Source organism: Leptothoe sp. EHU-05/26/07-4 (assembly GCF_043421015.1).
GTDB classification, from domain to species: domain Bacteria; phylum Cyanobacteriota; class Cyanobacteriia; order Phormidesmidales; family Phormidesmidaceae; genus Leptothoe; species Leptothoe turfae.
The window spans coordinates 931,705-946,097 of the sequence record NZ_JAXSQV010000004.1; the positions used below are offsets into that span (position 1 = coordinate 931,705).

Here is a 14,393-nt window from a genome sequence, read left to right on the forward strand (position 1 = left end):
CCCAGTATCTCCATGCAGCTTCGCGCATTTTTTCGCAACGCAGGGCAGTGGCTTTTTAAGTCTCCTGACCAATCACTTGATCAGGCCTACGGAGCTGCTTTAGCTATCAAAAAGATAGAAGACGACTACTTCGACGGTAAACCCATCACTCAAGACAATAGTGAGTACGGGGACAGTGCCTATCGCTACATCGAAGGAGAAGTTGAGCGTAACATTGCCCTAATTCGGCAGCGAATGGAGGAATTTGAAGCTACTCGATCCAGCCTTTCTCAAGGGCGGCAGATGGAAGTGCAGTCCTACGACGATCAGCAGGATGAATATACCCTCGATCTAATTGATCAATCTGCCATCATCTTCAAGAAATTACGGTTTATTGATGAGATTTTGGGGCGCTACAACGACCTGTCTGCTTCGCTCACCTTGAGCAAGGTCAATGACACCAAGACAACTCAGCAAAATTCAAATAATGTCGCAGGCAAAACTGAGAAGAGCCGAGCCGGACTAGCTGCTCGCAGTAGCGTGTTACCACGCTCCATCTTGCGTACGGTCGATCGGGTTAAACAAGATCTCGATCCTAAGGCTGAAGCTGACGTGATGCGCGGTTTTCGCAAATCTCAGAATAAGACGAAAATAGCCTTACGCTTTATATTGCTGCTGGTGATTGTGCCCCTGCTTACCCAGCAGTTGACCAAGCACTTCATTGTTGGCCCTGTGGTGGACTATGTGCGCGAAACCACAGAAGCTGAGGTATTTCTCAACGATGAGATGGAAGAAGAAGCCCTACATGAACTACAGCAGTTTGAAGAGCGACTGCGGTTTGAGGTGATTTTGGGCAAAGTGGCTGCCCTGAATGAAATTCAATTAGAAGAGCGAGTATTAGCCAAAGCCTTAGATATTGAAGAAGAGTATCGTGAACGTAGTGCCGATTCAGTCAAAAATGTTTTTGCCGATATTTTTGCGGTGTTCGCGTTTTCACTATTGTTGAGTACCTGCAAACGTCAGGTTGCCACCCTCAAAGCCTTTATCGATGAAATTGTTTACGGCTTGAGCGATAGTGCCAAGGCATTCATCATCATCCTGTTCACGGATATTTTTGTGGGATTCCACTCTCCCCATGGCTGGGAGGTGTTATTGGAAGGTCTATCGCGCCACCTGGGGTTTCCGGCCAACCGCGACTTCATTTTTCTATTCATTGCCACGTTCCCGGTGATTTTAGACACGGTGTTTAAGTATTGGATTTTCCGTTATCTCAATCGGATTTCGCCATCCGCCGTGGCCACCTACAAAAATATGAACGAATAGGGGGAGGCCACTGGTAGAGACGTTCCATGGAATGTCTTTACCAATGGCCATAAAAAAAATTAAAGACGGTGGTTGCATCCGTGGGAAAACCCACTACACTGACCAATTAGTCCCGATACTGGTAGGGGGATACTTCCCCCGATCAACTTTTAGTGGGGCGCACACTCACCTGTGAAGGAGCCGATCAATGAGCACACCCTGGGAACCTGGCACCCCGTTGGGCGCACGCTATAACGTACTGCGAGAACTGGGAGAAGGGGGGTTTGGTCGTACCTATTTATCTGAGGACCTACATCGGTTTAAAGAGCTTTGCGTGTTGAAAGAATTTGTGCCCCAAATTGACGATCCGGGCTTATTAGCCAAGGCGCAGGAACTATTTGAGCGGGAAGCCAAGGTACTTTATCAGTTGGAGCATTCCCAGATTCCCAAATTTCGCGAGTTGATGCGGGAAGGCGGCCAGCTATTCCTGGTACAAGACTATGTGGCAGGGACTACGTACCGTAGCTTGCTAAAAAATCGTCAGGACTATGGCGGTCATTTTAGTGAAACGGAAATTACCCAGTTGCTGTATCAGCTGCTGCCAGTGCTGGACTATATTCACGGCTTGGATATCATTCACCGTGATATTTCCCCTGAGAACTTGATTTTACGCACCCAGGATGGGCTGCCAGTGCTGATTGATTTTGGCAGCGTTAAAGAAATCGCCGCAACTGTGGAGCAAGAGCTGTCAGCGGCAGCCAATAAGACCCGCATTGGTAAAGCTGGCTATGTGCCGCCAGAACAGTTTCAGTCTGGTTCGGTGGATGCCACCAGCGATCTATACGGCCTGGCGGCAACCCTGGTGGTTTTGGCTACTGGAAAAGAACCTCAAGAACTTTTTGACATTTACGAAGGCGTCTGGAACTGGGAGCGTTTTGTCACCCTGGGTGAACCCCTAAATCAGGTGCTCAAGAAAATGTTGGCTCCATCTCCAGTACAGCGCTATGCTTCTGCTGCTGCGGTGATGCAGGCTTTGCAAGGAGAGATGTTTGGGCAAGAAATGCCAGCAGAGGCTGATCTACCCTTTGATGAGACTGAGCTGCCGCCTATATACACTGATGGTGGTAGTTCTGTCGGTGGCAACGATGCTGACGTCTATCCCACCACCGAGGCAACTCAGGTTGTTTCTCCCTCATTAACGGCAACGACGCTAGATACACCTAGTGCTGTTAGTCCGATGAAGCAAACTGGCGATAGAAGCGGGTTTATTCAAGCCACAATTGGCTTGCTAGCGTTACTGGGCATCACGAGTTTGATCCTGGCATTGGTGGTGGGATTGGGGTTCCGCCCGCGCTGGCCCTTTGGGCAAAGAGCATCCCAGCCTGATCCTGTTGAGGATGTGCAAAATGGGATCACCCCAGATGAACGTGCTCGTAAACAGGAACTATTAGAGCGGCGTCAATCGTTAGGTGTGGGCGAAGCTTGGCTCAATCTTTGGGTAAATCAGCGTTTCTATGAGCAGTACCCAAACCTCCGGGGGCGTCCCTTAACGGTGTCGGTGGAAGATGCTCCGTTGCGACTACGCTGGGACAACCTATCGATGGATACTCTTGATACGCTGGAGCTGCATTTGAGTATGCCAGCGCGACGTGGATTGGGGGCCTATGGAGCTGACGATCGTGAAAGCTGGCGCAGAACGGTAAATCAGCTCAATGTCAGCAGTCGGGCCCTGGATGATTTGGCCGATGCAAAGTTTACGGCTATTTTTCCTCAAGAGCGACGCGATGGGATTTTGGATCAGCCCATTGGTCAAGTATGGTATGCCCTGGCTCAAGATGGTGTGGATGATTTGAAGTCTGGCGACACCTTGGAACGGGTAGAGTTTGAACCGGGGACGTTTAGAGAACGGTTAACTGGGCAGCTACCCCCTGGTGAAGGGAAAGTATTTGTCTTGGATCTGGAAGCCGGGCAAAATTTGCGGCTCAATTTGCAAGCACCTCAGGAGAGTACGTTAATGTCTCTCTATTTGCCGGAGCCCACCCAAGATACGCCGTTTTTGCTGTCTGATTCATCTGAAACTACCTGGTCAGGACGGTTGCCCCAAAGTGGTTATTACGAAGTGGTGGTGGTATCTAATTCTCCCAATCCTCTCAACTATGCCCTGACAACGGCTGTTGACAACATTCGCCCCACACCTCCCCCAGATGAGACGGGTGAGGAGGAGGCTGAGAGTGGTGATACGCCGCCGACTAATGAAGGCTCAGCCCCCGATGGAGATGAGGCGACGGATGAAACTCCATCTGACGGTGGTGACTCTACAGCCCCTGATAATGAAACGGATGATGCTGACGCAGAAACCCCAGATGGCAGTGACCAGAGTACTGATACCGATACCTCTGATACTCCCATCGTTGATTTTTAGTGGCTCTAGCATTGGCAAGTCTACAGCTCGTTCACGAAGGGTAAAAGTGCATCAATAAACTCAGCTGTTGATTCATAGGGCAGCACATTACGTCCTGGAATAAAGACGCCACGGGCGTTGGGAAAATGGTCAGTGTAGTCATCAAGACGCTGTTGGGCTGTTGTGTCTTGAGCGGTTCGGTCAATGGTGGATGCGGTTTTGCCCATGATGACAAGGACGGGCTGTTGGATGGCTGCGATCGCAGCCCCATAATCCTGTCGCCAAAACCCAGCCAAAAACGAATACACGGCATAGCGAGTGCCCATATCCCGCGAGCCGCCCTTGAGCATGGCTAACCAGACATCAGTGACATCCTCTGCTCGATCAAACAGCTGTCGTTCAGAAAATGACTTGAGAAATTTTTGAGTGCGGGCGTATTGATAAAAGCCCCAGCCCAGGGGCGATTTAAATAGCGACCAGTTCAGCCGTTGTCGCCACTGCGGTGTCGGTGCAGTGATCAAGCGCCAGGCCGGTGGTCCCGATAGGGCCGCTCCTGCGACCGACTGAGTCATGGTTTGATCTGCCATCAGTTCCAGAGCCACCGGTAGCAGCGCCCCCTGCACCACAATGATGACGGGCCGTTGAATGACTTCCGAAATAAAGTAATGCAGCTGCTCCGCCCAGTCGCGGGGACTATAGGAACGACTGGGTAAATCACTGTCGCCACAACCCAATAAATCGGGCACATATAGGGATCTCCCTTGCCACTGTTCGATCAATGGCTGCCAAAATTTGCCCGCTAGCCCCACACCAATGGGATGAATTAAAAGCAAAGGCGTTTCGGTGCTTTCTGTATTGTGTGTCTCATAGGCGCAGGTATACTGCTGCCAGCGATAGACTGCCATGGTCCTCGTTTCATAATGAAGTCGGTGCCAATTTTATCCCTGTCTGTGGCTATAGGTATAGTGCAGTAACCATCTGGGACATAGGCAATAAAAGAGGTGATAATAAGCCCATGGGGCAAGAGGTGTGAAGTATGAAAACCAATACAGTTTCAGCTTTGCCGTCTGTGCTGGTGGACAGATTGAACTTGACTGAGTCTGAAATTATTGATTTTTGTCAACGCTGGCATATTAAGGAACTGGGGCTATTTGGTTCTGCTATCCGAACAGATTTTCGAGAGGATAGCGATATTGACGTGTTGGTCGTCTTTAATAGCGATGGGGATTATTTAAATAGCGAGAACGTTCAGTGGGAACTGAACCAGCTAGTTAGACGTGAGGTGGACCTAACCCAAAAACGGTTACTACTGAATCCCTTTAGCCGGGCAGAAATACTGCGCACCTATTGTGTGCTTTATCCGTCAGAGCAAAGGAATTTTACGAACTTGATAGAGTGTGAGCCCACAATGACCGAGACAGCCCGAAATAATGCTGCGTTGCTTGACATGGTAAAAGCGATGGAAGCCATTGCTCGGTTTCTAGTAGGACGCACCTACGACGATTTGTTAGACGATGAACTGTTTCAAAGTGCTGTAGAGCGTCAATTAGAGATTATGGGCGAATCGGCGAATCGTTTGAGTGCTGATTTTCAAGCGACCCATGGAGATGTTGATTGGAGTGGTGCGATCGCATTGCGAAATATCATCATTCACAAGTACGACGACATTGACTATGCTCGCCTTTGGCAAATTGTGTCAGACGAAGTTCCGCAGATTTTAGGGCAGGTTAAGCCGCTCGTTCCACCATTACCGGAAGTGGATGAATAAAGGATTTCGATATCAGTAATTCATCACTAGAATTTCGTCTACCTTGCCGCGCTTTGTTGCGTTTGAATTAATGGCCCGAGTGGCGCTGACCCGTACGCAGCGATAGTCCCGATACAGGTCCTGAATAAATTCTGTGTAGGCGTTGCTCAGCAGTACTTTGCAGTGCCGCATGGTGAGGTTGTCGACTACGCTTTTTAAGCGCTGCTGTTCAGTGCGATCAAAGCCGTTTCTGTAGTAACCCGTAAACGATGCTGTGGTAGACACCGGATCGTAGGGCGGGTCGAAATAGACAAAATCATCTGGGCCTGCATCAGCAACGGCGACGGCAAAGTCTGCTTTTTGGATGGTGACATTGGCCAGATTTAGATAGGCGCTGACGTTTCTTAAAACGATTTCATCGGCAATGGTAGGGTTTTTGTAGCGACCAAAGGGGGCATTAAATTGACCTTTGGAATTGACCCGGAATAGGCCGTTATAACAAGTTTTGTTAAGAAAAATAATGCGGGCAGCCCGCTGGGTTGCAGTTTTATTGATAAAGTCAGTCTGACGGTCCCAACTACGGACTTCGTAGAAATAGGCCTTCTCGTTTCGGTGTTGCTGTAGGTTTTGAATTAGGTCATCGACGGAGCCTTTGACCACCTGGTAGCAGTTGATCAGTTCCTGGTTGCGATCGCTAATCGTTGCCCGTTCAGGCCGCAAGGTGAGTAGCAATGCCCCACCGCCGATAAATGGCTCATAGTAGCGACCATAGGAATCAGGCGCATACTTAAGTAGTTCCGGTATTAACTGTCGTTTACCCCCAGCCCATTTTAAGAATGGACGTAGCGCTACAGATGGGGAGGATAGTTGAACCATAAACTCTTAAGAATTTTCCTCTCAGGAGAAGCAAGCACCTACGGTAGGATAGATAGAGCCTATAATAAGCTGCTTAACTCCAAGGGCTGCTGCCGAGCCTTAATTTAGACGATGCAAGACTTTTTTTCCAATGTATCGCGGTATCCGCGTTATTTTATTACATTTACCCTGGGCGTACTCTACAGCATTGTTAAGCCCCTTCTACCGTTGTTCGAAAATCGCGTGACTGCAATTGCTTTGGTAGGTGCTATAGTGGCTGGCTTTATGTTCCTAACCTTTACCCTGAGAGCAATGCTGGGTTTAGCATAGGGCTCCCCACAAAGGAGGCCCCCAATAATCGGTGGACGAGTGGGCATCGCCTACGTTCAAAATCCCCACCATTCATAAATAGGAGAAAATCATGGCAACAAGTCGTCGAGTAGCAAAGGTATCGGCGTCGATTAAGCGTGAAATTAGTCAGATGCTGGTGTCCGATATCAAGGATGACCGTGTCGGAGCGGGTATGGTGAGTGTCACTGCTGTTGATGTGTCCGGTGATTTGCAACACGCCAAGGTGTTTGTCAGCATTTACGGCACTGACGAAGCTAAAGCCGAAACAATGGCAGGCCTAGCAGCAGCCACACCCTATGTGCGCGGGGCATTGGGGCGGCGGTTACGCTTGAGACGTACACCCGAAATTATGTTCAAAGAGGATATTTCAATTGAGCAGGGCACTGACGTGCTCAACTTACTGAGCCGGTTGAAGCACGAACGCAATAGCGTTGATGAGAATGGTATTCCGACTGTGGTACCCAGTGCCGTTGAAGATGAGGATGGTTTGTAAGAACCACAATTTTCATCAAATTTAAGCAAATTAGCATGATTCCGTAGGAGCGCACTGCTGTGCGCCCAATGCAGGATATTGGTAATTTGCCTAGATCTTGAAAAATGCACATTGGTGCAAATCAGATATTGATAATTTGTCTAATTTGTCTAGATTTCGGAGGGCGCACGTCGGTATGCCCCTACGGCGTAAATGCTAAAACCCATTCTCCCCGACCCAGATAGCCTGTCACTACAGCAGCTCGTCGCCCAGATGATCGTGGTCCGGACCACCGGGCATCTGTTTGATCATGAAATCGCATATCCCCAATGGGAAGCCAACCAAGAACAGTTAGCACACTACATCACTGATCTGGGCGTAGGTGGTGTCATCCTGCTAGGCGGTAGCGGTGCTGAAGTTGCCCTACGTTGCCAGGCACTCCAAGCCATGGCGGATATTCCCCTATTGATGGCAGCGGATATTGAAGAAGGTGTGGGTCAACGGTTTAGTGGTGCCACCTGGTTTCCACCACCAATGGCTTTGGGGGAAATTGCTCGAACGGATTTATCCCTAGCGAAAACCTATGCCTATCAATTTGGTCAGTGCACAGCCTGCGAAGCCATGGCCATTGGTCTGAACTGGGTATTGGCTCCAGTGGTGGATGTGAACAATAATCCAGTAAATCCGGTAATTAATGTACGGGCGTTTGGAGAAACACCGGAGATTGTTGCTGAACTGACCCAATCATTTATTGAGGGAGCGCAGGAGTATCCAGTACTGACAACGGCGAAACATTTTCCGGGCCATGGAGACACGTCAATCGATTCGCATCTGAGTTTGCCAGTTATTGACCACGATTTAAGCAGGTTAGATCGGGTGGAACTCTTGCCATTTAAGGGCGCGATTTTTACTGGGGCAGGTAAGGCCGTAGATAGCGTGATGACGGCCCACATTTGTTTGATTGCTTTAGATAAGCAGTATCCTGCCACGTTATCTAAAGCAATCTTGACGGGGCTATTGCGTCAGGATCTGGGGTTTGATGGGTTGATTGTCACCGATGCGATGGTGATGGGGGCGATTACGGAAACCTATGGCCCGTACGAGGCAGCGGTGCTGGCAGTGGAAGCGGGGGCAGATGTGATCATGATGCCTGCGGATGCGGAGGGTTGCATTCAGGCAATTTGCGAAGCAGTACGGGTAGGTCGCATAGATGAGGACCAGATTCGGGCATCGGTGGAGCGCATTTGGCGAGCTAAGTATAAGGTTTCGGGGCCTTTGGGGACTGGGCCGTCCTGTCATAATTGGGAGCCTGCGGAGCCAGTAACTCAGGTGCAGCAGCTGGCACAGCCTGAGACGTTAGGGTTAGCAAGGTCTATTTTGAAAGCATCAAGTCGGCGGGGTGGTGCTGAGTTTAGGCCAAAGGGACCGGGGCAAAATGTGATCCTCGTAGACGATGTTTTGAATTGTCGGTATTTATCGAGGACTGCTCCGGCGATTACTGAGCCGATGGGATGGGACTATGGGCTGACGCTGTTGGATAGTCGGTTGTCACAGTTGCCGAGGACAGGTTTGCCGACACTGGTGCAGTTGTTTGTGCGGGATAATCCATTTCGGCGTGGGGAGCCTGTGGTTCAGTTGGCCCGCAAGTATTTGGAGATGCTTGCAGGGGATTTGCAGGCGGTGGTTGTTTACGGCAGTCCTTATTTGTTGGAGAGGTTGTCGCTGACGGATGATGTGCCCTGGGTGTTTAGCTATGGGCAGATGTCGATGGCTCAGACATTAGCGTTGACAACTCTAATGGGTGAAGCAGTTGCTGTTAGGGCGGTGGATCAGAGTTTTACAGATTAGCGGATTTGCGTTCTGTCAATTAGGTTAGGGGGAGGGCAGATAAGGATTTTTGGGATACAAGCGTATTAAATCGACCGTTTGATGACCAAACGCAACCTCGTATTGCCTTGGAAACCCAAGCATTATGTCGACTCTAACAGTGCAGCAATCCAGTCTTTGTCAGCTTGAGAAAACCTAGGGGGTGGCAACGGCTGCAAGTAGTCAATGCGTAAATCGTAACTGGCTCGCTCATATACCCCTGCAACAATAGTTTGCAAGTTTACCAAGACCTTCTCGTTAGCGACTTTTAGCGGTACTGGAAATTCCGGTAATGGATCACGGATGGTGGCTGCATACAGTGTTGCTTGAGGGCGTTGTTCTGCTCTGCTGACCAAGACATGGTAATGGGCAAGTTGTACGGCTCCCTGCATTGGCATTGGAGAGTCGCTACGCAACAAATCGATTTCAATTAGGTGAGAAGCGCTACCTAAAATGGTTTGTCGCTTTTCTTCGTAGACATTGCGACCTTTACCTTTCCGCTTATTTTTGGGAGACAGCACTTCTATCACTGTAATAACGGCATTACTACCGACTTCACGCACCTCTAGATAGCGTTCTTTGATTTCCGCTGGCATGGGTAGGGTAACGGTTTGAGGCTGAAATTGTCCTTCTATGCCAGGTGTTGATGGGGAATCTGGTGGCTTCGGATTATTTTGGGCGATACCGGCTAAAACTACTGCATCTGGAATGCCTACTAGTAGCTCATCGTCAGGAATATCTTTGTAAGTTCTGGTTTCAACTTCAATGAAGTAGTGGGGACGAAGTTGAGGGGCTAGGGTATCGGCAATCGCTACAATTAGTCGACTATGAAAAGACGACCAGAATGTTGGCTGTTCTAGATATGGATCCATCCCTGGAAATGGTGAGGGCATGGTGGCTGTGACAGTTTAAGCTTGCAGTGTTCAGATTAATCATAGCTCTGCTTCCCCTTTCCTTGTTCCCAGGCTCAGCCTGGAGAAGACTACTGTGGCTCTGCCACACTAAAACGAGACTGAGTGGAGCAACAGCAGACTTAGGTGCCGTCACAACATCAATTGATTCGCCCAGGACATGGAAGATTTCAAGGATTTAACCTTCTTCGATGCCTTCAGTATCGAGGACAGTATCGATCCATAATTTCAATCAATGCTTGCAATATTGTTAGCACAGAAGGGCTGTGCCAACATTGTATGGATTATTGTTGATGGCAACACGCTAAAACTTACCCGGTGCGGCAAATGAGTCATTGGCTTTCAAAATGCTTCAGGCAGGCGATCCAAAATACCGTTGCTGATTCAGGGGATGAAGCGAGCTGGCGGGCTGGCCCGATATCAGCATTTTTCAGATTAAATCCTCCCGAAGGTCCGCAGCCTCCCCAAAAGTATGATCCTGTCAGGCGTGTAACTCCCAAGGGGGTTGGGCTCAGCCTGCTGATCATTTCAGTTGCAGTACTCAGTCCTACGGCTGCCCAAGCTGCCAAGCTTACCCTGGGCGAACGGGCCGTCATTGGTCTATTTCGAGGGGCCGGTGGCTTACTGGGTTCTTTAAGTGGTGATTCTGGCCCACCAGGTATGGATACCCTCGCCAATCGTATCAGCACAGCCTTTCCGGACCATAACTTGACCGTTCAAGTCTTTGATTCTTACGAGGGGAATATCTTCAACTTTCAAGAAGTGGGCAGTGCTCAAGGGCTATCCTTTCTTAACCAGTTTGACGATGTTGGTGCTATTGGTCTAATTGGCTATAGTGGCGGAGGTCTGTCCGCGATGCGAACTGCTACCGGTCAGTCGCCTTCGCCGATTGATCTGCTGGTACAGATTGATTCCTATGAGCCACTGACTGGGAGGGACCAAGAAGATGAGGTTTTGCCCCCTAATGTGCAAACTGGCATTAATTACTACCAGCGTCGTAACCGCTTTAACTTTTTTAGGCCTGGTTGGGACCTGTTTGATTTAGGGGGAGCAAGCAACGTTAATGGGTCTGAGAATATTAATGTGGAGGAGTTATTTGGCGATCGCAACATCACACACCGCACCATAGACGACGATACAAGATTGCATGATCGCATTGTGCAAGATATCGCCACCCATGTGTTGCCTAATCTCACCCTCCCATCCCTTCCTCCTGAGGTCGCCACAGAAGATACTCCTCTTTTCGCGACATCCGCCCCGGTGCCAGTGCTATCAGGTTTGGCAGATACAACAGATCTAAGCAGTTCGCCCGTAACTCTATTAGCTCAGTCTGATGCGAAATCTGTATCAGAACCCAGTTTGTTGCTTGCCCTTGGGGTAGTCGGAAGTGGGTTATGGGCGATTAGACAACAACATTAGACATCGTTGTTTAAAATCTACTCAATCTCGGTGGTAAACGGGAGTCTCATGTAGACTCCCTGGGGATCGTTGAGAGTTTTTAACAATGTTAGATCTTCTCTGAGTTTCATCGCTTCTTGAGAGATCGGATCCTGAGCCCAGGGTAACCTGGTAACAACGCCTACACCAAAGAGACTTTCAAAAAGTTGTTCTTCAAAGCTGGGAGGTTTGGGCAGTTCTTCCACGTGCCAATCATCCAATTCGGCAGCTTCGGCGGCAGCCGCGATCGCATCATTTAGTCCGCCCATTTGGTCCACCAGGTTGGCACTCTGGGCATCGGTGCCTGACCACACACGTCCTTGCGCCACCTGGTTGATTTTTTCTTTGGGGAGTTCTCGCCCATCTGCCACCAGACTCACAAAACGGTCGTATAAGGTGTTAACAAACCCCTGTTGCAGCTTCAGTTCATCCTCACTTTGGGGACGGCTAATGGTGTTAATATCGGCCAGCTTTGCAGTTTTAATTACATCCCAGGTAACGCCATTGCGGTTGGCAATTTCTTTGAAATTGAGCCGCAGGCCATATACTCCAATGGAGCCGGTTACCGTGCTGGGGGTGGCAAAAATCTGATCGCCAGGGGCCGCAATCATATAGCCCCCTGAAGCAGCGTAGTTACCCATGGAGACAATCACAGGTTTTTCCGCTGCTAAGAGTTCCACTTCACGGGCAATGATTTCAGATGCGATCGCACTGCCCCCTGGGCTATTGACCCGGAGCACCACCGCTTCAATATCATTGTCATGACGTACTTGGCGCAGCGTATCCGAGAGACCGCCGGAGGTAATGGTGCCAGGTGTGGTTCCCTCTCCATCGATAATTTCCCCACTGGCATACACAATAGCAATGGTATCCTTGCCAATATCAGGGCTTAGGGTCTGGCTGTAGCGATGAAGGCTAATCTGAGTGAAATCATCTTCATCCTCAACCCATTTTTCATCGGTTTGCTTAGTTAATGCCCTCAGCTCACTCAGCACATCGTCATAAAAAGCGACATTATCAATCAGTCCAGCTGTCTGGGCTTCGGCGGCTGGCAGTAAGCCTTGGTTCTCAGCAATTGCCTGAATGGATTCCGGTGTGGTTTCTCTAGCTTCACTGGCGGTGGTTAAAAACTCTTGCCATAGGTCAGTTAGCAGTGCTTGGGTCTGTTGCTTCTCTTCTGGGCTACTGGTGGTACGGGTAAATGGCTCGATGGCAGATTTGTAACGGCCAGCTCGCAACACTTGCACGCCCACACCATATTTGCTGAGCGCGCCCGCTAGAAACTGAATCTCGGCTCGAAAACCATTGAGTTCAAGAATACCTGCCGGGTTTAGATATAGAGAATCGGCTACCGAAGCAAGATAGTAGTCCCGCTCGCTCCAGACAGAGTTGTTTGCCAAAACCGGTTTACCGGAGTCGGCTTTAAATTTTTCCAGGGCGGCCCGGATCTCTTTTAATGTGCCCAGCCCAGCATTGGTATTGCCAGTGAGGTAAATGCCAGTGATATTGTTGTCGGTGGCAGCAGCCTCAATGGCTTCTAGGGCGCTATGCAGAGACATGGACCGATAGGGGTTACCGTAAAGCGTTTCTTCGAGTACGACACTGGCTCCTGAATAGGGCACCGCATCCACAATGTCGGTGGCCAGGTCAAAAACTAAGATCGAATTTTTTTCAACCTCAGGTTCTGTGTCACTGGACGCGGAGGTGATAAACAAGCCTGCCAGCCCGATTGCGCCCACACCCAGTAGGGCAATTAAACTGAATAGACCAACTAAAGTGCCAATGGCACTAGCTGCCATATATTTAAAAAAGTCTCGCATGGTGGGATGTGGGCAACGTTTGGAAAATCTGGGTTTGGAAAATCTGACTCAACGCAGATTACTCTATGGTATGCGCTGTAGAACTTGACTGTGTTTCAGGTCTTTAAGATTCCCTTGACCCGTACAAAACAGTGCAGTCTTAAGTTCGGCTATCAGGATATCGGCCAGGGTGTCCAGGGCTTCTTCGGAATTGTCAGCTGCTTTGAGGAATGGTAAGGCCATGCCGGCAATGTCAGCACCCAGGGCTAAGGTTTTAGCCACATCTAGACCGTTGCGCAGTCCGCCAGAGGCAATTAGGGGAATTTTGGGTGCGATCGCACGCACACTCACAATGCAATCAGCCGTGGGTATACCCCAGTCCGCAAAGGTTTGCCCCAGGCGACGTTGTTTAATATCCTGAGCCCGCTCACTTTCTACCCTGGCCCAGGATGTGCCACCAGCCCCAGCGGTATCAATGGCCGAGATACCTATATCAATAAGCTTTTTCGCCAAACCGCCAGAAATACCGTTGCCCACTTCTTTAGCAATGACCGGCACCGGCAGCTTTGCGCAGAGAGTCTCAATTTTAACCAGCAGACCGCTAAAGTCAGTGTCACCCCGGGTCTGCACACATTCTTGAAGCGGATTTAGATGCAAAATCAGGGCGTCGGCTTCCAACCAATCCACCACCCGCTGACAGTGTTCTAGCCCATAGCTATAGTTTAACTGCACCGCCCCCAGATTAGCCAGCAGTAGAGCACTCGGCGCATATCGACGGATATTAAACGTGGGCGCTAATTCTGGTTTTTCCACGGCCACGCGCTGAGAACCTACCCCCATGGCTAAGCCAAATTTCTGGGCGGCGACAGCCAGGCGTTGATTAATGACCCGAGCCTGTTCTGTGCCACCGGTCATAGAGGAAATCAGTAACGGTGTGGCCAACTGTTTACCCAGGAATGTGGTGCTAATATCCACTTGGTCATACTTCAATTCAGGTAGACCACAGTGGATAAAGCGATAGTTTTCTAGACCAGTGGTGATCTGATGACATTGCACATCATCTTCGAGGCAAATGCGCAGATGATCCGCTTTGCGATCCTGAATAATTGCAGGATTGGTGTTGTCCAAGCTAACGGTTTGGCCCACGGTATGTTTCTATATTTTTGCTGATCTTGCTTTATCTAAAGTAAGCCCTAGGTTGAACCAATTATTGTTAGTCAACGTTTATTCACGCGTCTGACCAAGATACGTAAGATACATTGGGCGAACTCAT

General features: G+C 49.6%; 12 protein-coding genes. 7 read left to right on the forward strand and 5 right to left on the reverse strand.

The features are described 5' to 3' along the window. The first annotated feature begins 12 nt into the window (after positions 1-12). A complete protein-coding gene (locus tag U2F10_RS17025) occupies positions 13-1,302 on the forward strand; it encodes a proton extrusion protein PcxA (RefSeq protein ID WP_163667891.1) in 1,290 nt (429 codons plus the stop codon). 187 nt (positions 1,303-1,489) lie between these two features. Then, positions 1,490-3,703, forward strand: a complete 2,214-nt coding sequence (locus U2F10_RS17030; protein ID WP_499872838.1) for a protein kinase domain-containing protein — start codon at positions 1,490-1,492, stop codon at positions 3,701-3,703. Between the two features lie 20 nt (positions 3,704-3,723). Here the strand turns inward: U2F10_RS17030 and U2F10_RS17035 are convergent, their stop codons facing one another. After that, entirely contained in the window at positions 3,724-4,587 is an 864-nt protein-coding gene (locus U2F10_RS17035; RefSeq protein WP_163696462.1) for an alpha/beta fold hydrolase, read from the reverse strand. Positions 4,588-4,718: 131 nt separating this feature from the next. Between U2F10_RS17035 and U2F10_RS17040 the strand changes: the two genes are divergently transcribed. Next, positions 4,719-5,450 (forward strand): HepT-like ribonuclease domain-containing protein, encoded by a 732-nt coding sequence (locus U2F10_RS17040; protein WP_499061846.1) that lies wholly within the window; start codon positions 4,719-4,721, stop codon positions 5,448-5,450. 12 nt (positions 5,451-5,462) lie between these two features. On the opposite strand, the gene U2F10_RS17045 is transcribed toward U2F10_RS17040, so the two are convergent. Next, positions 5,463-6,305, reverse strand: a complete 843-nt coding sequence (locus U2F10_RS17045) for a DNA adenine methylase (RefSeq protein WP_163667900.1) — start codon at positions 6,303-6,305, stop codon at positions 5,463-5,465. Between the two features lie 111 nt (positions 6,306-6,416). Between U2F10_RS17045 and U2F10_RS17050 the strand changes: the two genes are divergently transcribed. From U2F10_RS17050 to U2F10_RS17060, 3 genes are all read left to right on the forward strand, one after another. Continuing rightward, positions 6,417-6,614 carry a DUF751 family protein gene (locus U2F10_RS17050; RefSeq protein ID WP_006515175.1) on the forward strand — a complete coding sequence of 66 codons (198 nt, stop codon included), beginning with the start codon at positions 6,417-6,419 and terminating at the stop codon, positions 6,612-6,614. A 91-nt stretch (positions 6,615-6,705) separates the two neighbouring features. Next, positions 6,706-7,128, forward strand: a complete 423-nt coding sequence (rbfA, locus tag U2F10_RS17055; protein WP_163667902.1) for a 30S ribosome-binding factor RbfA — start codon at positions 6,706-6,708, stop codon at positions 7,126-7,128. Positions 7,129-7,320: 192 nt separating this feature from the next. Beyond that, the gene (locus U2F10_RS17060; protein WP_163667905.1) at positions 7,321-8,955 is read left to right on the forward strand and encodes a glycoside hydrolase family 3 N-terminal domain-containing protein; all 1,635 of its coding nucleotides are present in this window, start codon (positions 7,321-7,323) and stop codon (positions 8,953-8,955) included. A gap of 122 nt (positions 8,956-9,077) precedes the next feature. Here U2F10_RS17060 and U2F10_RS17065 read toward each other — a convergent pair whose 3' ends face one another. After that, on the reverse strand, positions 9,078-9,866 hold the full coding sequence (locus tag U2F10_RS17065; protein WP_499872841.1) for a DUF4058 family protein: 789 nt from the start codon (positions 9,864-9,866) through the stop codon (positions 9,078-9,080). Positions 9,867-10,211: 345 nt separating this feature from the next. Between U2F10_RS17065 and U2F10_RS17070 the strand changes: the two genes are divergently transcribed. Continuing rightward, entirely contained in the window at positions 10,212-11,303 is a 1,092-nt protein-coding gene (locus U2F10_RS17070; protein WP_499872843.1) for a hypothetical protein, read from the forward strand. A 17-nt stretch (positions 11,304-11,320) separates the two neighbouring features. Here the strand turns inward: U2F10_RS17070 and sppA are convergent, their stop codons facing one another. After that, positions 11,321-13,141, reverse strand: coding sequence for a signal peptide peptidase SppA (gene sppA / locus U2F10_RS17075; RefSeq protein WP_163667910.1), 1,821 nt, complete (start codon positions 13,139-13,141; stop codon positions 11,321-11,323). Between the two features lie 63 nt (positions 13,142-13,204). Next, entirely contained in the window at positions 13,205-14,266 is a 1,062-nt protein-coding gene (fni, locus tag U2F10_RS17080; protein ID WP_499872844.1) for a type 2 isopentenyl-diphosphate Delta-isomerase, read from the reverse strand. Positions 14,267-14,393: the final 127 nt, after the last annotated feature.

Bases quoted from the DNA above. Each gene is read 5' to 3' on its own strand.
- U2F10_RS17025 (WP_163667891.1), top strand. From the start codon at position 13: ATGCAGCTTCGCGCATTTTTTCGCAACGCAGGGCAGTGGCTTTTTAAG.
- U2F10_RS17030 (WP_499872838.1), top strand. From the start codon at position 1,490: ATGAGCACACCCTGGGAACCTGGCACCCCGTTGGGCGCACGCTATAAC.
- U2F10_RS17035 (WP_163696462.1), bottom strand. From the start codon at position 4,587: ATGGCAGTCTATCGCTGGCAGCAGTATACCTGCGCCTATGAGACACAC.
- U2F10_RS17040 (WP_499061846.1), top strand. From the start codon at position 4,719: ATGAAAACCAATACAGTTTCAGCTTTGCCGTCTGTGCTGGTGGACAGA.
- U2F10_RS17045 (WP_163667900.1), bottom strand. From the start codon at position 6,305: ATGGTTCAACTATCCTCCCCATCTGTAGCGCTACGTCCATTCTTAAAA.
- U2F10_RS17050 (WP_006515175.1), top strand. From the start codon at position 6,417: ATGCAAGACTTTTTTTCCAATGTATCGCGGTATCCGCGTTATTTTATT.
- rbfA (WP_163667902.1), top strand. From the start codon at position 6,706: ATGGCAACAAGTCGTCGAGTAGCAAAGGTATCGGCGTCGATTAAGCGT.
- U2F10_RS17060 (WP_163667905.1), top strand. From the start codon at position 7,321: ATGCTAAAACCCATTCTCCCCGACCCAGATAGCCTGTCACTACAGCAG.
- U2F10_RS17065 (WP_499872841.1), bottom strand. From the start codon at position 9,866: ATGCCCTCACCATTTCCAGGGATGGATCCATATCTAGAACAGCCAACA.
- U2F10_RS17070 (WP_499872843.1), top strand. From the start codon at position 10,212: ATGAGTCATTGGCTTTCAAAATGCTTCAGGCAGGCGATCCAAAATACC.
- sppA (WP_163667910.1), bottom strand. From the start codon at position 13,141: ATGCGAGACTTTTTTAAATATATGGCAGCTAGTGCCATTGGCACTTTA.